The 21466-nt window shown below is 73.5% G+C and carries 18 protein-coding genes and 2 pseudogenes; 9 read left to right on the plus strand and 11 right to left on the minus strand.

Annotated features, from left to right (window positions below):
- Window positions 1-249 precede the first annotated feature (249 nt).
- A complete protein-coding gene (locus B4N89_RS18640; protein ID WP_143658016.1) occupies window positions 250-1575 on the minus strand; it encodes an LCP family protein in 1326 nt (441 codons plus the stop codon).
- Between the two features lie 96 nt (window positions 1576-1671).
- Window positions 1672-2418, minus strand: a complete 747-nt coding sequence (locus B4N89_RS18645) for a TIGR03089 family protein (protein ID WP_078976957.1) — start codon at window positions 2416-2418, stop codon at window positions 1672-1674.
- Window positions 2419-2542: 124 nt separating this feature from the next.
- Here B4N89_RS18645 and B4N89_RS18650 point away from each other — a divergent pair, with 124 nt between their 5' ends.
- Window positions 2543-3685 (plus strand): peptidoglycan recognition protein family protein, encoded by a 1143-nt coding sequence (locus B4N89_RS18650; RefSeq protein ID WP_101897116.1) that lies wholly within the window; start codon window positions 2543-2545, stop codon window positions 3683-3685.
- Between the two features lie 31 nt (window positions 3686-3716).
- Here the strand turns inward: B4N89_RS18650 and B4N89_RS18655 are convergent, their stop codons facing one another.
- Window positions 3717-4949, minus strand: a complete 1233-nt coding sequence (locus B4N89_RS18655; RefSeq protein WP_143658017.1) for a glycosyltransferase family protein — start codon at window positions 4947-4949, stop codon at window positions 3717-3719.
- A gap of 82 nt (window positions 4950-5031) precedes the next feature.
- On the opposite strand from B4N89_RS18655, the gene B4N89_RS18660 reads away from it, so the two are divergent.
- Window positions 5032-5961: a DNA-3-methyladenine glycosylase family protein gene (locus tag B4N89_RS18660; RefSeq protein WP_201260860.1), complete on the plus strand. Its 930-nt coding sequence runs from the start codon at window positions 5032-5034 to the stop codon at window positions 5959-5961.
- Between the two features lie 123 nt (window positions 5962-6084).
- Window positions 6085-6528: pseudogene (locus B4N89_RS18665) on the plus strand (SRPBCC family protein); the annotation flags it as partial.
- Window positions 6529-6894: 366 nt separating this feature from the next.
- Here B4N89_RS18665 and B4N89_RS18670 read toward each other — a convergent pair.
- Window positions 6895-8229 (minus strand): coenzyme F420-0:L-glutamate ligase, encoded by a 1335-nt coding sequence (locus B4N89_RS18670; protein ID WP_078976961.1) that lies wholly within the window; start codon window positions 8227-8229, stop codon window positions 6895-6897.
- Complete coding sequence (gene cofD / locus B4N89_RS18675; protein ID WP_078976962.1) at window positions 8229-9191, minus strand: 2-phospho-L-lactate transferase; 963 nt, start codon at window positions 9189-9191, stop codon at window positions 8229-8231. Before cofD ends, B4N89_RS18670 begins: the two co-directional genes overlap by 1 nt.
- 1864 nt (window positions 9192-11055) lie before the next feature.
- Between cofD and B4N89_RS18680 the strand changes: the two genes are divergently transcribed.
- The gene (locus tag B4N89_RS18680) at window positions 11056-12051 is read left to right on the plus strand and encodes an NAD-dependent epimerase/dehydratase family protein (protein WP_078976963.1); all 996 of its coding nucleotides are present in this window, start codon (window positions 11056-11058) and stop codon (window positions 12049-12051) included.
- 49 nt (window positions 12052-12100) lie between these two features.
- On the opposite strand, the gene B4N89_RS18685 is transcribed toward B4N89_RS18680, so the two are convergent.
- Together B4N89_RS18685 and B4N89_RS18690 are read right to left on the minus strand one after the other, a co-directional pair.
- Window positions 12101-13219 (minus strand): sensor histidine kinase, encoded by a 1119-nt coding sequence (locus B4N89_RS18685; RefSeq protein WP_078979452.1) that lies wholly within the window; start codon window positions 13217-13219, stop codon window positions 12101-12103.
- Window positions 13216-13908, minus strand: coding sequence for a response regulator transcription factor (locus B4N89_RS18690; protein WP_078976964.1), 693 nt, complete (start codon window positions 13906-13908; stop codon window positions 13216-13218). The genes B4N89_RS18685 and B4N89_RS18690 overlap by 4 nt, the downstream gene beginning before the upstream one ends.
- Before the next feature lie 154 nt (window positions 13909-14062).
- On the opposite strand from B4N89_RS18690, the gene B4N89_RS18695 reads away from it, so the two are divergent.
- Genes B4N89_RS18695 through B4N89_RS18705 form a run of 3 tightly spaced genes read left to right on the plus strand, consistent with a single transcriptional unit; the run spans window position 14063 to window position 16085 of the window.
- Entirely contained in the window at window positions 14063-14791 is a 729-nt protein-coding gene (locus B4N89_RS18695) for a glycosyltransferase family 2 protein (RefSeq protein WP_078976965.1), read from the plus strand.
- Complete coding sequence (locus B4N89_RS18700) at window positions 14788-15408, plus strand: TIGR04282 family arsenosugar biosynthesis glycosyltransferase (RefSeq protein ID WP_078976966.1); 621 nt, start codon at window positions 14788-14790, stop codon at window positions 15406-15408. The genes B4N89_RS18695 and B4N89_RS18700 overlap by 4 nt, the downstream gene beginning before the upstream one ends.
- Window positions 15405-16085 carry a class I SAM-dependent methyltransferase gene (locus B4N89_RS18705; RefSeq protein WP_078976967.1) on the plus strand — a complete coding sequence of 227 codons (681 nt, stop codon included), beginning with the start codon at window positions 15405-15407 and terminating at the stop codon, window positions 16083-16085. The genes B4N89_RS18700 and B4N89_RS18705 overlap by 4 nt, the downstream gene beginning before the upstream one ends.
- 26 nt (window positions 16086-16111) lie before the next feature.
- Here B4N89_RS18705 and B4N89_RS18710 read toward each other — a convergent pair whose 3' ends face one another.
- Window positions 16112-16585 (minus strand): hypothetical protein, encoded by a 474-nt coding sequence (locus B4N89_RS18710; RefSeq protein WP_078976968.1) that lies wholly within the window; start codon window positions 16583-16585, stop codon window positions 16112-16114.
- On the minus strand, window positions 16582-17748 hold the full coding sequence (locus B4N89_RS18715; RefSeq protein WP_078976969.1) for a molybdopterin-dependent oxidoreductase: 1167 nt from the start codon (window positions 17746-17748) through the stop codon (window positions 16582-16584). The genes B4N89_RS18710 and B4N89_RS18715 overlap by 4 nt, the downstream gene beginning before the upstream one ends.
- Before the next feature lie 113 nt (window positions 17749-17861).
- Between B4N89_RS18715 and B4N89_RS18720 the strand changes: the two are divergent.
- Window positions 17862-18995: pseudogene (locus B4N89_RS18720) on the plus strand (glycosyltransferase 87 family protein); the annotation flags it as partial.
- 221 nt (window positions 18996-19216) lie between these two features.
- Here B4N89_RS18720 and B4N89_RS18725 read toward each other — a convergent pair.
- Entirely contained in the window at window positions 19217-19654 is a 438-nt protein-coding gene (locus B4N89_RS18725) for a rhodanese-like domain-containing protein (protein ID WP_078979453.1), read from the minus strand.
- On the minus strand, window positions 19651-20214 hold the full coding sequence (locus B4N89_RS18730) for a cysteine dioxygenase (RefSeq protein WP_078976970.1): 564 nt from the start codon (window positions 20212-20214) through the stop codon (window positions 19651-19653). The genes B4N89_RS18725 and B4N89_RS18730 overlap by 4 nt, the downstream gene beginning before the upstream one ends.
- 942 nt (window positions 20215-21156) lie before the next feature.
- Between B4N89_RS18730 and B4N89_RS18735 the strand changes: the two genes are divergently transcribed.
- Entirely contained in the window at window positions 21157-21426 is a 270-nt protein-coding gene (locus tag B4N89_RS18735) for a WhiB family transcriptional regulator (RefSeq protein ID WP_078976971.1), read from the plus strand.
- Window positions 21427-21466: the final 40 nt, after the last annotated feature.

Genomic DNA, 21466 nt, shown 5'->3' on the forward strand with positions numbered 1-21466 from the left:
CTGCTTCTTTCCCCAAGGCGCCCAACGCTCATCAAGCGACGAACCGCGCATGGAGCGGTCGTTGCATTGATAGACGTGGCGCCGGTTCTTCGAGTTGCGTGCAGCCTTGTGCGTGTGACACAGGTCACGCCAAATCGCCGCAACATCAGGTGCCCACCCCGCCCGCACGGCTGCCGGCACGTTATCGTGCGCGACTCCCCGGGCCGGCCCCCAGGTGCGGCGCCGGCATCCGGTCGCGATGACGCGCGATCAGTTCGCCTTGCAGATGTCCTGGTCCCCGTTGCGGATGTCGGCCTTCACCGGCGGCTTCACCTGCGGCTTCACCGACCCGCCCGGACCGCCGGGCGGTCGCGCGGGCGCACCGGCCGGGGCCGCCCCACCCGCCGGCGCCACCGGGGCCGGCGCCGGTTCCGCGCCCGGTTTGCGCCTGCCGTCCAGCGGCTCGTCGTGGTTGATCGCGTCGAACAACCGCCGTGCGTCGGGCTGGACCAGCGCGACCCGGTTGTTGTCGTCCGGCGGGTTGTACACCGGGATGTGCGCGAAGGTGATGTTCTTCGTCTCCAGGTCGCGCATCCCGCGCGCGAGATCGACCAGCGCGGAGACCGAGTCCAGGCCCTCGTCCGCCCGGATCGACTTGGTCAGCGCGTCGGCGAGGGCGAACAGCCGGGTCGGGCTGGTCAGCGTGTCGCCGCTGCGGATCTGCTTGGCGAGCGAGGCCACGAACGCCTGTTGCCGCTTGATCCGGCCCAGGTCGCTGCCGTCGCCGCCGAGCCCGATGTCGTGGCGCAGCCGTACGTAGTCCAGCGCCTCCCGGCCGTGCACCCTGCGCCGGCCGGCCGACAACGAGATGTTGCCTTCGCGGTCCTGCACGGTCCTGGGCAGGCAGATCTCCACCCCGCCGACCGCGTCGACCATGCCCTTGAAGCCGGAGAAGTCCACGATGATGTGGTGGTCCACGCGCATCGCGGTGACCTTCTCGACGGTGTTGCGCGTACAGGCCGCGCCGCCCAGTTCGAACGCCGAATTGAACATCACCCCGCGCTGCTCGACCGAGCGCGCCCCGTCCCGGGTCACACACGAGGGCACGGTCACCAGCAGGTCGCGCGGGATGCTCATGACCACCGCGTGCTCGCGGTCGGACGTCAGGTGCACGAGCAGCGTGGTATCCGAGCGCTCGCCCGTGTCGCCCCCGCCGCCGAGCGCGCGGTTCTCGCCGGCCCGCGAGTCCGAGCCGATGATCAGCAGGTTCATCGGCTTGCCCGTGCCGTTGCCGCCCACGTCGGGACGGTCGGCGTTGAGCTTGCCGTCGACCGGGTCGGTCTTGATGTTGCCGTCGAGCCGCTGGTACGCGACGTAGGCGGCCGAGACGCCGGTCAGCAGGATCAGCGCGATGCCCACCCCGATCGGCAGGAACACCCGGCGCCGCCGGTTGCGCCTGCGGCGCGCGCGCCGGACGGCGGCCCGACCGGCGGTGGCGTCGACCGGGGTGGACTCGTACGCCGGGCACGCCGCCGGTTCGGGCACGTCGGGTTCGGGCGCATGTTCGGACCGGTACAGGTGATCCCACGCGTCCACGAACCCCACGCCTCCCCGCCTGCTGAGGGACCGCCGGGCACGGCACTACGGGCGGTCGGGGCCACGAAAGCGCAGCCCGACCCGTCTTGTCATGGACTAGTCGGCGGAACGGGTGACGGCGCGCGTGACGCGCTCCGCCTCGATGCGCCGATCCAGCAGGGATTCGTCCAGGTGACGGCATACGACGACCGGTACGCACGCGGCCAGGGGCGCGAGCAGGCCCGCTCGCAATCCACCCGTTCGGGCGAAGCTCGAAGAGGTGAGCAGCCGATCGCCGGGGCCGAGGTTCCACTCCCGCGCGGCGGCCTCGCCCGACGCGGCCAGGTCGCCGGCGGTGTACTCGCGGCCGGCCTCGATCAGCGCCGGCGCGTCGGCGCGCGCCGAGCCGTCGGGCACGAACCTGTCGCCGTGTCCGGCCACTTCCGCCGCGTAGTCCAGGAAGCCGGCCGGCGGCTCGGGGAAGCGCCCGCCCATCGGCCGCAACGCCAGGGCGACCCGCTCGCCGGGGCAATTCGCCGCCCGGTCGAGCGTGTCGGGGCCGGACACCACCACGTCGGCGTCGGCCGGATCGCCGTCGAAGGTCACCACCAGGCCGAGCGACCACGCGGCGAGCAGCCACACCTGGGTCTGCCAGTGCGCGGGCAGCAGCAACGACACCCGGGCGCCGGGCTCGACCGCGAGGTCGTCGCGCAGCAGATTCGCGGTCTTGGCGACCCAGTTGTCGAACGTCGCGACGGAGAGCTCGACCCGCTCGCCGGTGGCGTCGTCGTAGAAGGTGGTGAAGGGCCGCGCGGAGTCGGCGGCGAGCGCTGAGCGCAACTGATCGACCGGAGTGCTGGGCATGCGCCCAGCCTATCGAGCGGATGAATTCGTACGACAAATGGGTGTAATTGCTGCATTTGGTACAAGCGTTGTGGCGGACCGGGCACCCGAACGACTCCACCGCCCACGATGGAGGGGCCCGCCCGTGTTCACCAGAATCGTGTTGTCGATCGTCGCCCTCGCCGTGCCGACCGTGCTCGCCGGACCTCCCGCGCAGGCCGACGCGGGGCCGAGCACCCCCGGTACCACGATCACCCTCCCGCTGACCGGGATCGAACAGGAGTCCGACCTCGCCGCGCCCCGCGAGGGCCGGACCGGGGTGCTGACCGCCCAACGCGACACCGCGGCCTTCTCGTTGCTCGGCGTCACCTGGGCCGACCCCGACCCGGCCGCCGGCACGCGCGTGGCCGTCCACGTACGCACCCGCACCGGCGGGGTGTGGAGCCCCTGGCACGCCCTGCACGCGAGCGGCGACGGGATCGGGCCGGACGAGGGCCGCGTCCGCGGCGGCACCGAGCCGTTCTGGGCCGGTCGTTCCGACGGCGTGCAGATCCGCGTGGGCGTGCTCGCCGGGGCACTGCCGGCCGACCTGCGGGCCGAACTCGTCGATCCCGGCGAGTCGATCGTCGACCGCATGCCGCCGCGTCGGACCAAGCCCGACCGGGTCGACGGCCGGGTCAAGGGGCGCGCCGAGCGGCCCGCGATCGTGGCCCGTCGCGACTGGGGCGCGGACGAGTCGCTGCGGGACACGAAGTTCAAGTACACCGGCACCGTGCGCGCCGCGTTCGTGCACCACACCGCCGACGGCAACGACTTCCCGTGCAGCGACTCGGCCAAGGTGCTCCGCTCGATCTACCGCTACCACGTGCAGACCAACGGCTGGGCCGACGTGGGCTACAACTTCCTGGTCGACCAGTGCGGCACCGTCTTCGAGGGCCGCGCCGGCGGGGTCGACAAACCGGTGCTCGGCGCGCATACGCTCGGCTTCAACACGGACAGCATGGGTGTGGCCGCGATGGGCACCTACACCAGCGCCGAGCCGCCCGGGCCGATGCTGATCGCCCTGTCCGGCCTGATCGCCTGGAAGCTCGGCCTGGACGACCGCGACCCGGCCGGCCGGGTCACGCTGACCTCCTCCGACAGCGGCAGCCGCTATCCGAAGGGCTCGACCCACTCCTTCGACGTGATCTCCGGCCACCGGGACGCGTTCAACACCGAGTGCCCCGGCCAGGCGCTCTACGAGCAACTGCCCGCGATCCGCAAGGACGTGGCCGTGCGGCTGGGCTGACGGCGGCGCGGCCTCGGCGGCCGCGGACGGGCTACCGTACGCCCTTGTCGACGATCTCCCGCAGGCGCTCCACCAGCGGCTCGACCACCGCCTCGGGGACGAACCGCTCCCGCGCCAACGCCACCGCCGCCGCACGCAGTCGGGCCACCTCCGGCGGATGCTGGGCCAGCCGGCGCAGCACGTCGGCCAGCGCGTCGGAGTCGCCCGCCGGGACGAACAACCCGGCCGGGCCGAGCAGTCGGCGCTGCGGCGCGGTGTCCGAGGTGAGCACCGCGCACCCCGCCGCGGCGCCCTGGAAGACCTTGTTCGGCACCAGCCGCAACGCCTTGGCGCCGGTGCCGAACACCCCCAGGCACACGTCGTGCGCGGCGACCAGGCGCGGCAGTTCGGCCTCCGGCACCCAGGTCCGCCAGGTCACCCGGGGCGCGTTCGGCCCGACCAGGTCCTTCGTGCGCTGGGCCTGGAGGCCGCGACCGATCATGGTCACGGTGATCGGATAGCCGTCCAGCCGACTGAGCGCGGCGCCGATCACCGGCGCGCCCTGCACCGGCGAGTACAGTCCGACCGAGATCACCCGCAGGTCCTCGCCCGGCCGGAAGTCCGGCTCGAAGTCGGCCGCGGCTTCGCCCGCCCGCTCGGCCGACTCCGGCCGCGAGTGGGCCCCCGGCTCGGCCGGCGCGTCGCCGAACGGGCCCTCGGGCGCGGGCACGCGCCGGTCCGCCGCCCGCCCCGCGTCGAACCACACCGGCGCGGCCCCGATCGGCACCACCACGGCCCGATCCCGCTGCGGCGGGGCGAGCACCCGGCGGTGCTCCTCGGTGTCCACCAGGACCAGTCGCGCCGCGGCGATCGCCGCCTGCTCGATCCGGTCCACCTTGCGCAGTTCGGCCTGGGCGGCGTGGCCCAGCCGATCGGCCACGTCGTCCACGCTCTCCAGGTGGTCCAGCACCAGCGGCACCCCCGGGAACAACCGCCGCGCGATCTGGATGTCGAGCCGACCCTGATAGCCGACGATCACCACGTCCGGCCGCGGCGCGCGCCGCGCCTTGGCCACCAGCTCCGCGATGCACCGCGCGTGCCGTATTCGCTGGCGGGGGATCCCGGGATGCGCCGACGGCGGCGGGACCATCGGGCCCGCGTCCATGTGACCGAGCGGAACGTTGCAGGTCACCACCTCGATGCCGTGCCGCCGCAAGCCCTCGACGAGGATTCCCACCCGGGGGTGGACGGTCGTGTCATAGGTGCCGAACGCCATCACCCGCATAGCTGAAGTCTGCTCTGCGCACATCGGCACAAAACCGGGAAGGTACCGTGGCGGTCCGAACCCGGACCCCGAGGAGAGCCCGTTGCACCCCAGTGCCCACCGGCGCGTGTGGCGACCCGGGTTCGCCCTCGATCTCCGGCTCACCCTCGGCCAACTGCGCCGGGGACACAGCGATCCGACGTACCACGCCGGCGCCGACGGCTCGGTGTGGCGTACCTCGCGCACCCCCGAAGGGCCGTGCACGCTGCGCGTGATCGACCGGCCCGGGACCGGCGAGATCGAGGCGAACGCGTGGGGGCCGGGCGCCGAATGGCAGCTGCACGCACTGCCGGCACTGCTCGGCGCCGACGACGACCCGGGCGCGCTCGTCGCCCGCCACCCGATCGTGCGGGACGCGCAACGCCGGTACGCCGGCCTGCGGATGCCGCGCAGCGCGCTGGTCCTGGCCGCCCTGGTGCCCTCGATCCTGGAGCAGAAGGTCACCACGATCGAGGCGCGCCGGGCCTTTCGGCTGCTGCTGGGCAAGTACGGCGAGGCCCCGCCCGGCCCGGCGCCGGCGGGCCTGCGGGTGATCCCCGACGCGCGCACCTGGGCGCTGATCCCGTCCTGGGACTGGGCCCGCGCCGGGGTGGACGGGCGCCGCTCGCGCACCGTGATCGAGGCGACCCGGGTGGCGAGCCGGCTGGAGGCGACCACCGAGGTGCCGCACCCCGAGGCGGCCCGGCTGATGCGCCTGGTACCCGGGATCGGCGTGTGGACCGCGGCCGAGACCATGCAGCGCTCGCACGGCGACCCCGACGCGCTGTCCGTGGGCGACCTGCACCTGCCCAAGACCATCGGCTTCGCACTCGCCGGGCGCGCCGTGGACGACGCCGGAATGCTCGAACTCCTCGCCTGCTACGGGGGAAACCGGCACCGGGCCGCACTGCTGATCCGCATGTCCGGGGTCAAGGTCCCGCGCCGCGCGCCCCGCTACGCCCCGCGCCCGCACTTCACCGGCAGGACCCTGTGAACGCTCGTCCCCCGGCGGGTAGCACGTTTGTCCCCCGAGGCCTCGGGCAGCCGTTCGGGTGAAGGACCCGGCTGCGCAGTACGGCAGCTCGGAACCGACACCGAGAACGAGGAGGAAGTGCTCGTGACGACCGTCCAGCACTCGATCGACGTGGACGTGCCGGTCCGCACCGCCTACAACCAGTGGACCCAGTTCCGGGAGTTCCCGCGGTTCATGAGCGGGGTCGAACGGATCGACCAGATCAACGCCACACACACCCACTGGGTGACCAAAATCGCCGGGGTGACCCGGGAGTTCGACGCCGAGATCACCGAACAGCGGCCCGACGAGCGGGTCGCGTGGAAGACCGTGGACGGCCCGCATCAGGCGGGTGTGGTCACCTTCCATCGGCTCGACGACGTACACACCCGCGTGATGTTCCAGATGGAGTTCGACCCCGACGGCCTGGTGGAGACGGTCGGTGACAAGCTCGGCTTCGTCCGCGGCCGGACCAAGGGCGACCTGGAGCATTTCAAGACGTTCGTGGAGGAGCGGGGCCAGGAGACCGGTGGCTGGCGCGGCGAGGTCGAGCCGCCCGGCAGCCACGGCTCCGCCGACCTGCCGCAGACGCCGCCTCCGCCCTACCCCGGCCCCGACGCCATGCCGCCCACTCCCGGGCGGACCGGAGCCCCGGGCGGCGGGCACATTCCGCCGCCGCGCCCGCAGGCTCCGCCGACCGTCGGCGGCGGGACGCAGGGCTACTGATCAGGCGTGAAGCCCCCGGACATCGGCCGGACACCGCCGTAGGCGGCGGTGTGGGCCCGCCGATTCCGGGCCGGCAGCGCCGAGCGGTGACAAACCGCGGTGAACCATGACGAAAGGGTGGGCCCGTCGCGAGCCCACCCCTTCGCCATGTCCGGGCGTCCCGGCTCCGTCGTCTCCCCGGCGCCGCGCTCAGCGCACCACGATCACGTCGTCCACCGTGCGGGCCGGACGCTCCCGGGGCGGCTCGGCCGGCCGGCCCACCGCGACGGCGCCCATCGGGTCCCAGTCGGCGGGCAGCGTGAGCGTGGCGCGCACCACGTCCGGACAGAACATCGTCGACGACACCCACGCGGACCCCAGGCCCTCGGCGGTCAGCGCGATCAACAGGTTCTGTACGGCGGCGCCGGCCGCGACGGTGAACATCTCCCGCTCGGCCCGCGAGCGCACCGGGTCGGGGTAGGCGTGCGCGCCGTCGGTGACCAGGCACGGCACCACCAGGTAGGGCGCGTTGCGCAACACGTCGCCGCGCCCGACGCGCCGAGCGATCCGGTCCTCGTCCAGGCCGTCCGCGCGCAGATCCGCCACCCACCGCGAGCGCATCGCGTCGAGCAGGGCGGTCCGGGCCGGCGCGGTCTCCAACAGGACGAAGCGCCACGGCACGGTGTGATGCGGCGCGGGCGCGGTGATCGCGGCGGCCACCGCGCGGCGCACCGCCTCCGGATCCACCGGATCGTCGGTGAACGCGCGCACCGTACGCCGGGCGGTGATCGCGGTGCGGGCCCCCTCGGCGACCGCCTCGGCGGTACCGAGTCGGAACATGTCGTCCCCGGCGCCGCGCACCAGCGGGCGCACGCCGGCCCCGTCGGCGGCGGTGACCAGATGTGCGAGGCCGCGCACCACCGCCACCGGGACGGCGCCGGCCTTGCCCTTGACCAATTCGGCGGCGCCGGCGAGTTGGTCGACCACGGCGGTGATCGTCACCGCCAACTCGTTGCCGTGCGTGTCGATCCGGCCCCGGTGGTCGTCGACCGCGTCCAGTCCGGCGACGCCGATCGCGACGTCGGTGACGCCGTTGCGCCACGGCCGGCCGAAGGTGTCCGACACCACGACGCCCACCCGCACGCCGACCCGCTCGGCCAGCGCCGCGCGCAACCGCCGGGCGGAGGCGTCCGAATCCTCGGGCAGCAGCAACAGCGTGCCCGGCTCGGTGTTGGAGGCGTCCACGCCGGCCGCCGCCATCACGAAGCCGTGCCGGGTCTGCACGATCCGGGTCGACCCCTTGCGGGCGACCAGGCGGACCGCTTCGGCGTCGATCACCTTCTCCCGGTCGACCCCGCGCAGCAGTCGCCCCTCGGCCTTGCTGAAGATCTTCGAGGTGACCACGAGCACGTCGCCGTCGCGCAGCCCGGGACCGTCGGGGGCGGCCGCCGCGTCCGCGATCAGCGCGGCCAGGTCGGCGCCTTCGCCGATCTCCGGCAGTCCGGGCACGCCCAGGATCGAGTAGCCGCTCGGCGGGGCGCCCATCACCGCACCTCGTCCGCGAGGGCGAGCGCGGCCCGGGCCATCTCGGAGGTGGCCTCGACATCGCTCATCAACAGCGGGATCGCCCGGCACGGGATGCCGGCGGCCTCGACGCTCAGCACGGCCGCCGCGTCGGCGGTGTCCACGAGCCAGCCGTCGAGCAGACCGGGGCCGTAGTGCTGCGCGACCGCCGCCGCGCTCGTCTCCACGCCGACGGCCTCCAGGACCCGGTCGGCCATGCCGCGCACCGGGGCGCCCCCGACGATCGGCGACAGGCCGATCACCGGCGCCTCGGCGGCCACCAGCGCCTCCCGGATGCCGGGCACACCCAGGATGGTGCCGATGCTGACCACCGGATTCGACGGCGGGAACAGGATCAGGTCGGCCTCGGCGATCGCCTCCAACACGCCGGGCGCGGGCTTGGCGGTCTCGATCCCGACCGGCACGATCGCGTGCGCCGTCGGCGCGGCCCGCAGCCGCACCCAATACTCCTGGAAATGCACGGCTTTGCGGGTGCCGGGCTTGTCCGGATCATCGATCACCACGTGCGTCTCGACGCGGTCGTCGCTCATCGGGATCAGCCGCACCCCCGGCTGCCACCGCGCGCACAGCGCCTCGGTCACGGCCGACAGCGGATACCCGGCGCCGAGCATCTGGGTCCGCACGATGTGGGTCGCGTAGTCCCGATCACCGAGCCCGAACCAGGTCGGCTCGACCCCGTAGGCGGCCATCTCCTCGCGAACACTCCACGACTCGTCCCGACGCCCCCAGCCCTGCTCCTCGTTGATGCCGCCGCCGAGCGTGTACATGACGGTGTCGAGGTCCGGACACACCTTCAGCCCGAACAGGTGGATGTCGTCCCCGGTATTGCCGACGACGGTGATCTCCGCTTCCGGAACGGCCGCCTTGAGCCCCCGAAGAAACCGAGCCCCGCCGATACCGCCGGCCAGTACAACGATGCGCATGGGTCCAGTCTGGCAGGACACAGGCCGGAACCGACGGGGTGGGCGGGGTGGGGGCGGGGGAGTTGGGGGCGGGAGTGGCGGGGCGGGGGTCGTGGCGCGAGTGGAGCGTGGGGTCGGGGGCGTGGCGTGAGCGAAGCACGGCAGCGGAGTCGTGACGCGAGCAGTGGGGGAAGCCGGAGTCGTGAGGTGAGTGAAGCGTGGCACCGGAGTCGCAAAGTGAGCAAAGGGGGTGGGGACGGAGTCGTGGTGTGAGCAGTGGGTGGGGCTGGGGTCGTGGCGTGGACGACGCACGCCAGCAGAGTCGTGACGCGAGCAGTGGGCGAAGCCGGAGTCGTGAGGTGAGTGGAGCGCGGTAGCCGGGGTCGTTAGGTGAACGATGGGGGAGCCGGAGTCGTGAGGTGAGTGGAGCGCGGCACCGGAGTCGCGGCGGGAGCGCAGGGGTGGGCCGGGGTCGTGTTGGCGGCGGCGGCTTTTTGTTGGGCGCTTCGCGCCGGCTCGCGAGGCACCGCTTTTCTGCTCCCCCGCTTCGCTCCTCCGCAGAAAAGCGGCACCCCGCTCGCGGCTGTGCGCCCCTCCGCTTCGCTCCGGGTCGCCCAGCCTGAAAAAACAAGCGGCGGCTCCGCCGCTCTCCGCGCTTCGCGCGTCGATCACCACCTCGGCCCCACTCGTGGGCGCTGACGCGCCGACGGGATGCACCAACGACTCGGGTCACCGGGCAAGGCCCACATCGCGACGGTGGCCGGTTCGGGCAAGGCCCGTGTCGCGAGGGTGGCCGCCTTTCGGGTGAGGCCCGCGTCGTGCCGCGAGCCTGGCCTCCCCGCCCCTCACCCCCGTGGCGCGTCAGCGCCCACGACCCGGGCCGCCCACGCGATCGACGCGCGAAGCGCGGAGAGCGGCGGAGCCGCTGAGTTTGGGTCGGATGGCCCGGAGCGAAGCGGAGGGACAGCCGACCCCGAGCGAGGGGCCGCTTTTTCTCGGAGGAGCGAAGCGGGGGAGCAGAAAAGTGGTGCCTCGCGAGCCGGCGCGGAGCGCCCAATAAAAAGCCGCCGCCGCCGCCACGACTCCGGCCCACCCGACCCGCTCCTCACGACTCCGGCCCACCCGACCCGCCTCACGACTCCGGCCCACCCGACCCGCTCCTCACGACCCCGGCCCACCCGGTCGCTCACCTCACGACCCGGCTGCCGTGCTCCGCTCGCCTTACGCCTTCGGTGCCATGCTCCACTCACCTCACGACTCCGGCCTCACCCTTCGCTCGCGTTGCGACTCTGGTGCTGTGCCGGCTCGTGTTGGGGCTTCGGCCCTGCCTTTTGCTCGTGTTGCGACTCTGGTGCTGTGCCGGCTCGTGTTGCGGCTTCGGCCCCGCTTTTCGCTCGTGTTGCGACTCTGGTGCCGTGCTTGGCTCGTGTTGCGACTCCGCCCCCGCCCTTCGCTCGCGTCGCGACTCGGGTTGCCTGCTTCGCTCGCGTCGCGACTCCGTCCCCGCCCTTCGCTCACGTCGCGGCTCCGGTTGCCCGTCCGGCTCGCCTTGCGCCTGTGGCACCCCGAATTCCTCACCTCACAACCCCCGCACCCCACCGCGCCCGCCCCGCAACTCCCCTCCCCCGACTGGCTCACCTCGCGACTCCGCCCCGCCCTTCGCTCGTGTCGCGACTCCGGTTACCTGTCCCGCTCGCGTTGCGACTGCGACACCCCGACCCGCTCACCTCGCGCCTCGGGCTCCCGACTTCCTCACCCCACCGCCCCTACTCGCCACCCCGACTCGCCCACGCCCCGACCCCACCACCCCCGCAGGTCTTACGAACGAGTGACATCCGCGCGTATCCCCGCAGCCACACCCATCCGGCGAACTACTTTGGGCGGTATGAGGATCCTTGTCACCGGTGGAGCCGGGTTCATCGGGTCGCATGTCGTGGAGTGTCTGGTCGAGGCCGGGCACGAGGTGCGGGTGTTCGATGTGGTGTCCGTCGACGGTGTGGACGCCGTGGTCGGGGACGTGCGCGATGCCGATGCGGTGGCGCGGGCGTTGGTCGGTGTGGATGCCGTGTGTCATCAGGCGGCCAAGGTCGGGCTCGGGCTGGATCTGGGGGACGCGCCCGACTACGTGGGCTGCAACGACCTCGGTACCGCGGTGCTGTTGGCCGCCATGGCGCGTGCCGGTGTCGGGCGGCTGGTGTTGGCCAGTTCGATGGTGGTCTACGGGGAGGGCCTGGGGCGGTGTGCCGAGCACGGTGACGTGGTGCCCGGTGCGCGGCCGATCGAGGCCCTGGAGGCGGGGCGGTTCGAGCCGCCGTGTCCGGTGTGCGGGATGGAGGTGACGCCGGGACGGATCTCCGAGGAGGCGGCGCCCGACCCGCGCAACGTCTATGCCGCGACCAAGCTGGCCCAGGAGCACCTGGCCGGCGCGTGGGCCCGGAGCACCGGCGGTGTGGCGACCGCCCTGCGCTACCACAACGTCTACGGCCCGAGGATGCCGCTGGACACCCCGTACGCGGGCGTGGCCGCGATCTTCCGGTCCATGCTGCGCGCCGGGCTGCCGCCTCGGGTGTACGAAGACGGCGGCCAGCGGCGCGACTTCGTGCACGTGCGGGACGTGGCCACGGCCAACCTGGCCGCCTTCGAGCGGTCGGCGCCCGGTCTGCGGGCGTACAACGTGGCCACCGGCGTGCCGCGCACGGTGGGCGAGATGGCCGTCGCCCTGGCGGCCGCGCACGCCGGCCCGACGCCGATCACCACCGCGGAGTATCGACTGGGCGACGTGCGCCACATCACCGCCTCGGCGGCCCGGCTCGAGGCCGAACTCGGTTGGCGTGCCGAGATCGAATTCGCGGACGGCATGGCCCAGTTCGCCCACGTGTGAGCGACCCGACCGGCGGGCCCGGAAGCCCCGCCGGCCACCGTCCCCGCGCTCACCCCGCCGGCAGGCGCACCTCGAAGCGGCAGCCCGTGCCCGTGTTGGCGACCGCGACCCGGCCCGCGTGCGCCTCGACGATGCCGCGGACGATGGCCAGGCCCAGGCCCGCGCCGCCGGCCGGGGACGGGGTGCGGGCGTGGTTGCCCCGCCAGCCCGTGTCGAACACGCGGGGCAGGTCCTCCTCCGGGATGCCGCCGCACGCGTCGGTGACCGAGACCACCACCTCGCCGGCGGCCGTGCGTACGCCGACCGCCACCGTGCCGTCCGACGGGGTGTGCCGAATCGCGTTGACCAGCAGGTTCGTCAACGCCCTGGACATCTCCCGACCGTCCACCCGCACCGGCACCGCGACCATGTCCTCGCCCGCCACCCGGACCGAGCGGGACCGGGCCAACTCCTCGGTGCCCGCCATCGCGTCCGCCACCAGGTCGTAGAGCGAGACCCGGGCCGGGGACAACTTCAGCGCGCCCGCCTGGATCCGGGACAGCTCGAACAGGTCGTCCACCATGCCGCTGAGCCGATCCACCTCGGTGCGGATCCGCCGGTGGTAGCGCGCCGGGTCCTCGGGCAGGCCGTCCTCCAGCGCCTCCGCCATCGCCCGCAGGCCCGCCAGCGGAGTGCGCAGATCGTGCGAGATCCACGCGATCAACTCGCGGCGCGCGTGTTCGACCGCACGCTCGCGGGCGCGCGACTCGGCCAGCTGTACCCCCGCGCGCTCCAACTCGCGTCCCAGTTCGGCCAGTTCCGCCACGGCCGAGACCTGCCGAGGCGGCGAGGGCGGCGGTGGACCGCCGCCGAGCGCCCGGGCGGTCCCGCGCAGCGCCCGTACGTCGGCCACCACCGGCCGGCCCAGCACCATCGCCGCGCCGATCGCCAGCACCGCCGACACCGCGCAGACCACCATCACCACGGTCAGGTCGTGCGAGGACAACAACATCGCCTGGGAGACGCCGACGGTGCCCGCGGCCATGCCGGCTATCGTCACCACCGACATCGCGGCCAGCGCGATCGACAACGAGCGGTTGCGCAACCCCCGCAGGCCGAGCAGCCCGAGCAGGGTGACGCCGAGGCCGCTGCCCGCCGCGATCAGGCAGATCAGGGCGAAATCCCTCACCGGCACCCGGGTTCGACCTCCAACCGGTATCCCACGCCCCACACGGTCACCAGGAGCCGGGGCGCGGCCGGATCGTCCTCGATCTTCTCCCGCAGGCGCCGTACGTGCACGGTCACCGTGGACTGGTCGCCGAACTCCCACCCCCACACCCGGCGCATCAACTCCTCCCGGGTGAAGGCCCGGCCCGGCGCCGCCAGGAAGAAGCACAACAGATCGAACTCGCGGGCGGTAAGCGAGAGTTCGCGGCCGCCGCGGAGCACCCGGTGAGCGCGGACGTCCACCTCGACGTCGGCGTGCCGAAGCACCGACGGCACCGCCGCCGCGACGGGTCCCGCGACGCGGCGCAGCACCGACCGCACCCGCAGGACCAACTCGCGCGGGCTGAACGGCTTGGTGACGTAGTCGTCCGCGCCGACCTCCAGACCGAGCACCCGATCGCCCTCGTCGCCCAGCGCGGTCAGCATCACGACCGGGATCGGGCCGCGCTCGCGCAGCCGTCGGCACACGTCGAGGCCGTCCATGCCCGGCAACATCAGGTCGAGCACCACGAGGTCGGGCCACTCGGCGGCGGCCAGATCGAGGGCGGACGGTCCGTCGGCGGCGTGCGCGGTGTCGAACCCCGCGCGTTCGAGATAGCCGACGACGACCTCGGCCACGGTCGGGTCGTCGTCGACGACGAGCACCTTCATGCCGGCGAGTGTAGGTGCGCGAAGGGGGACGATTCCGGCGCGGGTCGGATCCGTAAGCGGCCCGTAACCCACACGGCCGTATCGACGCGACGTCAGTACTTCGTAAGCACGTCATGCCTGGGTACACGGCTCACGCCTACCTAGCGTGAGCCGCATGGACGCCTCTTCAGCACATGCCGCCGAGCAAGCCGCGGCCCATCCCGCAGCGCCCTCCGCCCACACCGTGGACGTGGTGCTGCCCTGCCTCGACGAGGCCCGCGCGCTGCCCTGGGTGCTCGCGCGGATGCCGGCCGGATATCGCCCCCTCGTGGTGGACAACGGCTCGCGCGACGGCTCGGCCGACCTGGCCCGCTCACTGGGCGCCGAGGTGGTGGTCGAGCGGCGGCGCGGATTCGGCGCCGCCTGCCACACGGGCCTGCTCGCCGCCACCGCGCCGATCGTCTGCTTCTGCGACTGCGACGCGTCCCTCGACCCCGCCCAACTGCCCGAGGTGGTGGACCCGGTACGCACCGGCGACGCGGACCTGGTGCTCGGCCGCCGCCGTCCGCGGACCCTGAACGCCTGGCCGATCCATGCCCGCCTCGCCAACGCGGTACTCGCCCGCCGACTGCGCGGGCGCACCGGCGCCCGTCTGCACGACCTGGGACCGATGCGTGCCGCCCGGCGCGCCGACCTGCTCGCGCTGGACGTCCGCGACCGGCGCTCCGGCTACCCGCTGGAGACGGTGGTCCGCGCGGCCGACGCCCGCTGGCGGATCGCCGAGGTGGACGTGCTCTACCACCCGCGCGCGGGCCGCTCCAAGGTCACCGGCACGGTACGCGGCACGGTCACGGCCGTGCGCGACATGAGCGCGGTGCTGGTCCGCCCCGGGCGGCCCGCATGACCACCCTGCTCGTGATCGCCAAGGCCCCCGTCCCGGGCCGGGTCAAGACCCGGCTGACCCCGCCGCTGACCCCCGAGCAGGCCGCCGCGGTGGCCGAGGCCGCCCTCGCCGACACGCTCGCGGCGGTGCTGGCCACGCCCGCCCGCCGCCGCGTCCTGGTGCTCGCGGGCGCGCCGGGGCCGTGGCTGCCGCCCGGCTTCGAGGTGCGCCCGCAGCACGGCGGCGGCCTCGACCTGCGCCTTGCCGCCGCGTTCGCCGGCTGTACCGGGCCGACCCTGCTGGTCGGCATGGACACCCCGCAGATCACCCCCGACCTGCTGAGCGTGGACTGGTCGGCCGCCGACGCGTGGTTCGGCCCGGCTACCGACGGCGGGTTCTGGGCGATCGGCATGCGCCGACCGGATGCGTCGGTCTTCCCCGGCGTGCCGATGTCGGTGCCCGAGACCGGCGCGGTACAGCGGGCCCGGCTGCTCGCCGCCGGCCTGACCGTGCGCGACCTGTCCACCCTGACCGACATCGACACGGCCGACGACCTGGCCGCCGTCACCCGCGACATCCCCGGCACACACTGCGCCGGCGTGGCCCGCGCGCTGCTCGGCGACGGGGTGTACGCATGACCCTGGTCCACGAACCGCCGCCCGGGACGAACACCCCCGCCGATCCCTACGCGGACGCCGCCGATCCCTACGCGGTCGCGCTGCGCGAGGGCGGCCCGCTCTACCTGCGCCGGCACGGCGGCCGGCGGCAACGCCTCGAACTGGCCCGCTGGTGCGCCGAACCGGACGCCGCCGACGACACCCTGCTGGCCCGCTGTACCGGCCCCACCCTGGACGTCGGCTGCGGCCCGGGCCGGCTGGCCGCCGCGCTGACCCGGCGCGGCGTGGCCGCACTCGGCGTGGACCCCGTACCGGCCGCCGTGGCCCGAACCCGGGCCGCCAGCGCGAGCGCGCTGTGCCGCTCGGTGTTCGAGCCACTGCCGGGGGAGGGCCGCTGGGCGGTCGCGCTGCTCGCCGACGGCAACATCGGCATCGGCGGCGACCCGGCCCGGCTGCTCGACCGGATGCACACCCTGCTCGCCCCCGGCGGCCTGCTCCTGGTCGAGACCGACCCCCAGGACGTCCACGAACGTTTCGCGGCCCGGGTCGAGAACGCGGGCGGCGGCCACGGCGGCGCCTTCCGCTGGGCCAGGATCGGCACCCCGTCCCTGTGCCGCCTCGCCCCCGCCCACGCGTTCACCGCGCCCGAGACCTGGACCCACACGAACCGCACCTTCGCCGCCCTGCGCCGGCACTGACCCGAGGCCGAGCCCACCGCCCCCGCTCAGCCCCGCCCCCGCCCCCGCGCATACCGCCACCCCACCACCAGCGCCGTCCCCGCCACCACCACGCCCCACACGATCGCCAGCCCGTCCGCGTAGTCCAGCGGCAACACCGACGGATTCTGCGTGGGCAGCGGCCGCAACAGCGCCGGCAGCGCGATCAGCGTGCCCGCCACCCCCACCGCGAGCCCGCCGAGCACCGTCCGGCGCACCCACGCGGGCGGCCCCGGCCGCACCCGCATGACCACCGCGCCGACCACGAAGACCACCACCGCGAACGCCGCGTCGTGCAGCACCAATCCGCCGACCAGCCACTTCGCCAGACCCACCCGATCGCGCAGGAACGGGTCGTCGCGCACCCCGACCACACCCCACCCGATCCCGGCCAGGCCTGCCGCCCCGAGCACGAGGCGAACGACCGTGACCACCCGCCCCGTACGCGGCGCGACCGGCGGCGGTTCGAAGGCCGTACTCATCGCACCACCTCCATCCGGGCGACCCACTTCGTCTGCAACACGCCCGGTCGGTTCGGCGCGATGATCCGCGCGGGATACCCGTGATCCTCGGCCAACGGAGCCCCGTTGAGCGTCAGTGCCAGCAGGGTCAGCGGATCGCCGGTCCACTCGCCCGGCATGTCCATCACCGAGTACGGACTGAACCGCTCGTGCGAGAACACCCGCAGCCGATCCCCCGGCGCCGCGCCCGCCCGCTCCAGCAGATCCCGGATCCGCACCCCCGACCAGTGCGCCGACGCGCTCCAGCCCTCGACACACGTGATCGGCAACACGGCCCGGCTCTGCGGCATGGCCGACAACTCGGCCCGGGTCAGCGCGAACGGTCGCGGCCCGACCACCTCCAGCCGCCACCCGGGATCCCGCACGGCCGCGAACACGCCCGCCGCGGCCGCCGTTCGATTCACCGGCAGCCCCTGCGGGCCCAGATCCGCCCGCCGCGGCGCCAGTACCGACACCCTCCCCAGCGGCGTCACCGTCTGCCCCACCGTGGCCAGCGTGACCACACCCACCCCCGCGCCGAGCACGGTCAACAACCCGCGCCGCGACGGCCCCTCCGGATCCACCGGTGCCCCGCGCGGCCGGCGCCAATGCGCCACGATCAGCGGCAACTTCACCGCCACGTGCAGCGTGATCGCACCCGCCGCCACCCAGGCGATCCAGTAGTGCGCCGGCACGAACGGGAACGGCCACGGATACCACTGGACGACGTTCAACAGCCCGGTGCCCAGCTCGAAGATCGCCGCCATCATCAACACCGCGACGGACAACCGCTCCAGCGCGTGCACCACCGACTTCGCCGGCGGCCAGGCGAACAGATGCGGATACACCACCCACAACTTCACCAGCAGCAGCGGCACCGCCGCGATCCCGGTCGCCACGTGCAGCCCCTGGGTGACCCGATACCCCCACACCGGCCGCGCGGGCAACGCGAGCCAGTGCGGCTGATGTTGCAGCACATGGCTGAACAGCCCGGTCAGGAAGCAGACCAGGAAGGCCGGACCGAGCAACCGGCCCACCACCACGGCCGTGCGCGGATCGTGCAGCGTGTCGCGAAAGGCCCCGGCCCGGAACGGACCCCGCCGCAACACGGCGGGCGGCTCCGGCAGGCGGATGTCGAGCTTCATGGGTCCAGCCAACGCGCAAAACCCGCCGCAGACCCCCATTGACCGCCTTACGGAGTGCTGACGGCCGGCCCGGGATGCCCCGACAACGGCCCGCCCGCCGACAGACTCGCCGCATGCCACCGAGCCCGCCGCCCACGAACACGACCACGCCCACGGGCACGCCGACGCCCACGGGCACGCCGACGCCCACGACCGCGACCCCCGGCCCCGCGGCCACGATCGCCGCCGCCGGCACCGGGCTCGCCCTCGCGGCGGCCGTCGGCTGCGCGGTGTACGGGCCGTGGACGCACCCCGGCAGCGCCGGCGTGTTCGTGGTGTACGGCGTCGCCTGGACGCTGTTCGCCCTCGGCGCCCACCTCGTGCGCCGACTGCCCGTACGCCGCGCGGTGCTGCTGATCCTGCTCGGCGCGGTGGCCCTGCCCTTCCTCGCGACCGGCGCCGAGCCGCGCACCAGCGACGACGCCTACCGCTACGCCTTCGACGGCCGGGTCCAGGCCGCGGGCCACTCGCCCTACACGCACACCCCCGCCGACCCGGAGGTGGCCCGCCATCGCGACGACTGGCTGTTCCCGCAGGGCGAGTGCGCCGGGTGGTTCCGGCACCCGCTGCCGGACGGCGGCTGCACCCGGATCAACCGACCCGAGGTGCACACCATCTACCCGCCCGTGGCCGAGGCCTACTACCTGCTCGTGCACCTGGCCACACCCCCCGGCCGGCACGAACCCGTCCAGGCCGCCGCCGCGCTGCTCGCCGTCGCGGTCACCGCGGCCCTGCTCCTGGTGCTGCGCCGCTTCGGGCGCGATCCCAGGAACGCGGTGTGGTGGGCGTGGTGTCCGATGGTCGCGCTCGAAGCGGGCAACAACGCGCACGTGGACGTGCTCGGCGTACTGCTCATGGTGCTCGGCCTGGCCGCGGTCGCCGCCCGCCGGCCGATCCTGGGCGGCGTACTGCTCGGCGGCGCGGTCGCGACCAAGATGTTCCCCGCCGCGGCCCTGCCCGCCGGACTGCGCCGCGCCCCGGTGCGGCTGCTCGGCGCGGCCGGGCTCACCGTCGTCCTGGTCTACCTGCCGCACGTGCTCGCCGCCGGGCACGCGGTGCTCGGCTACCTGCCCGGCTACCTGGCCGAGGAACGCTACGACGACGGCGCCCGGTTCGGCCTGCTCGGCCTGGTGCTGCCGGTGGAGGCCACCCCGTACGCCGCCGTCGTCGTGCTCCTCGCCCTCACCGCCGCGGTGATCGCCCGCGCCGACCCCGACCGGCCCTGGCACGGCGCGCTCACCCTCACCGGCGGCATGCTGTTCGTGCTCACCCCGGCCTACCCCTGGTACGCGCTGCTCGTGGTCGCGCTCGTGGCCCTCGACGGCCGGCGGTGGGAGTGGCTGGCGCTCGGCCCGGCCGGCTACGCGCTCTACCTCACCTGGGGCCTGGACCTGTCCGCGGACCAGGTCCGCGCCACCCACCGGATCGGCTACGGCGTGGCGCTGCTCGTCGTACTCGCCGCCGCGCTCGTGCGCCGGCCGCGTCCGGCGGACGGCACCACGGGCAGCCCCGCCGCCTTCCACGCCTGGAAGCCGCCGATCAGGTCGGTCGCCCCGGACAGCCCCAGGTCCACCAGGGACGCCGCGGCGAGGCTCGATGCGTAGCCCTCGTCGCAGAACACCACCACGCGCACGTCCCAGCCGGCCGCCTCGGGCACCCGGGCCGTGCCCTCGGGGTCGAGTCGCCACTCCAGATGGTTGCGCTCGATCACCAACGCGCCGGGGATCGCGCCGTCGGCGTCGCGCTGGAAGTCGGGACGGGTGTCCACCAGGATCGCCCCGTCGTGGAACGCGGCGTGCGCCTGTTCGGGGCTCACCCGCACGAGTCGGGCCCGGGCCCGGTCCAGGAGTCGGTCGACGGCGCTCACCACTGCTCCCCCGAACGCTCGACGCCGACCCGACGCAGCGGCGCGAAGCTCGGCCGGGCGATGTCCTCGCCGGCGTCGTAGAGGTTCATCGACGCCAGGCGCGGGCTGTACACGTGCACGCTGACCGCGGGCTCGGTGCCCATGTTGGTCACTTCGTGCACGTAGGTCGGCCCGAATACGCGGGTCGCGCCCGGGGCGAGGACCCGTTCGCGGGCGCCGGCCCGACGCAGCGGGGTGACCACGAGCGAGCGCTCGTGCAACTCGCCGGAAACCACGGTGAACACGCCGGACGAACCGCCGTGGTCGTGCAGACCGGTGCCCTGGCCGGGCAGCCAGCTGAGCAGCCACACCTCCAGGTCCTCGGTCGCGGCGAGCCGCTTGTACCAGCGGGTGATCGGGTCGTATCGGACCTGGTCGAGCTCGGCCGCGACGAGGCCGGCATGCTGCCGGGCGAGCGCGGCGAGCCGGGCGACGGCGGGACGGACCGGGGGAGCGACGGGGAGGGCGAGTACGGCGGGGGCGGCGAGCGGGTCGCCGGCGACGGTGATGTCGCTGGACATAAGGGGGAGTCCTTCGGGATGTCTGCGCGAAATCTCACGCGCGGCGGATCTGGCGAACGCGGCGGATCGAAAACGAACACGCGAGCGGCAGACGACGCCCCGAACGGACAATCGACCGAATCGAACGGTCGTGTCGATAAAGGGGGAAAGGGGAGAAGCCCCTTCAAGAAGTGCCGCCGCTTGCGCGGAGGACTGCCGAAATGGCGTCCTCTCAGGCGTTACAGCCGGTACAACAGCTGTACACGTGGTCACACGGCGGACACAGCGCACAGAAGACCCGACGGGCGTCGACAGGACGGCTCCGGAACAGGCTGCAGCGTGCGGACATGGGAAAAGGACACCGTCTGGGGGGTGGCCCTGTCAACTCGCCACGGTCCGCCGGGCCCCGTCGGTCCCCGATTCGGGTGACCGGGGTGGTGGCCGAGGGTGAACCCGAGGGTGTGGCGGGGCCGTGGACGAGACCGGGCACGGGTCCTCGGCGTGATCGGACCCGAGGCCGCGAACTCGGGTGACCGCCGGCCGATTCGGGTGAGGAATCCGGGGAAGGGATTGAAGCTCGTGGGGCACGGGGAGGCCCATTTCCGTGTGACGTCGGTCATCATCGCGGTTTTCCGGTCCCGCCCGGGAACTGCGTGGATGGTGCGAGGCGTAGTCCCTTGTAGAGGTCATCACGGGTTGGCATCGAATGGTGTCGCGTCTCCCGCCGGTACGCTCCCCGCCCGGAACGTCGAGGCGATTGCGCGGCACAACGGGTTGTCCGGATGTGTCCATTTATGTGGTCAATCCGGATTGTTGTGGTCCCGGGGAGTGAATCCCCGCCCTAATAGCAGAGCCCGGCTTGACGTCGCAGCAACGACGCGCTTGTAATTTCACACACGTCGTGAACCGTTACCGGTAACGGCTTAATCACGGGGACGCAAAAACGGGTCGAGGAGGCACGCGATGGGCGAGCTGTTCCAGCTACTGGTCGCCGACGGCGAGAGTGAGGAGGAGGAGTTCGGTTGGCAGGAGCGCGCCCTGTGCGCGCAGACCGACCCCGAGTCCTTCTTTCCGGAGAAGGGCGGCTCGACGCGGGAGGCCAAGAAGGTCTGCCTGGCGTGCGAGGTGCGCGACGAGTGCCTGGAATACGCGCTGGCCAACGACGAACGCTTCGGAATCTGGGGCGGACTGTCCGAACGCGAGCGGCGCCGGCTCAAGAAGGCGGCCGTCTGACGGTCGCCGGTTCGGGCCCGCGCCCGATCCGGGCGGGGCC

Origin of the sequence: Embleya scabrispora, assembly GCF_002024165.1 — a bacterium.
GTDB lineage: Bacteria > Actinomycetota > Actinomycetes > Streptomycetales > Streptomycetaceae > Embleya > Embleya scabrispora_A.

Excerpts from the sequence above, each read along its gene's own strand:
- B4N89_RS18645 (WP_078976957.1), bottom strand. The coding sequence starts at position 2,418 with ATGCCCAGCACTCCGGTCGATCAGTTGCGCTCAGCGCTCGCCGCCGAC.
- B4N89_RS18655 (WP_143658017.1), bottom strand. The coding sequence starts at position 4,949 with ATGCGGGTGATGGCGTTCGGCACCTATGACACGACCGTCCACCCCCGG.
- B4N89_RS18670 (WP_078976961.1), bottom strand. The coding sequence starts at position 8,229 with ATGGGCGCCCCGCCGAGCGGCTACTCGATCCTGGGCGTGCCCGGACTG.
- cofD (WP_078976962.1), bottom strand. The coding sequence starts at position 9,191 with ATGCGCATCGTTGTACTGGCCGGCGGTATCGGCGGGGCTCGGTTTCTT.
- B4N89_RS18680 (WP_078976963.1), top strand. The coding sequence starts at position 11,056 with ATGAGGATCCTTGTCACCGGTGGAGCCGGGTTCATCGGGTCGCATGTC.
- B4N89_RS18690 (WP_078976964.1), bottom strand. The coding sequence starts at position 13,908 with ATGAAGGTGCTCGTCGTCGACGACGACCCGACCGTGGCCGAGGTCGTC.
- B4N89_RS18695 (WP_078976965.1), top strand. The coding sequence starts at position 14,063 with ATGGACGCCTCTTCAGCACATGCCGCCGAGCAAGCCGCGGCCCATCCC.
- B4N89_RS18700 (WP_078976966.1), top strand. The coding sequence starts at position 14,788 with ATGACCACCCTGCTCGTGATCGCCAAGGCCCCCGTCCCGGGCCGGGTC.
- B4N89_RS18705 (WP_078976967.1), top strand. The coding sequence starts at position 15,405 with ATGACCCTGGTCCACGAACCGCCGCCCGGGACGAACACCCCCGCCGAT.
- B4N89_RS18710 (WP_078976968.1), bottom strand. The coding sequence starts at position 16,585 with ATGAGTACGGCCTTCGAACCGCCGCCGGTCGCGCCGCGTACGGGGCGG.
- B4N89_RS18715 (WP_078976969.1), bottom strand. The coding sequence starts at position 17,748 with ATGAAGCTCGACATCCGCCTGCCGGAGCCGCCCGCCGTGTTGCGGCGG.
- B4N89_RS18730 (WP_078976970.1), bottom strand. The coding sequence starts at position 20,214 with ATGTCCAGCGACATCACCGTCGCCGGCGACCCGCTCGCCGCCCCCGCC.
- B4N89_RS18735 (WP_078976971.1), top strand. The coding sequence starts at position 21,157 with ATGGGCGAGCTGTTCCAGCTACTGGTCGCCGACGGCGAGAGTGAGGAG.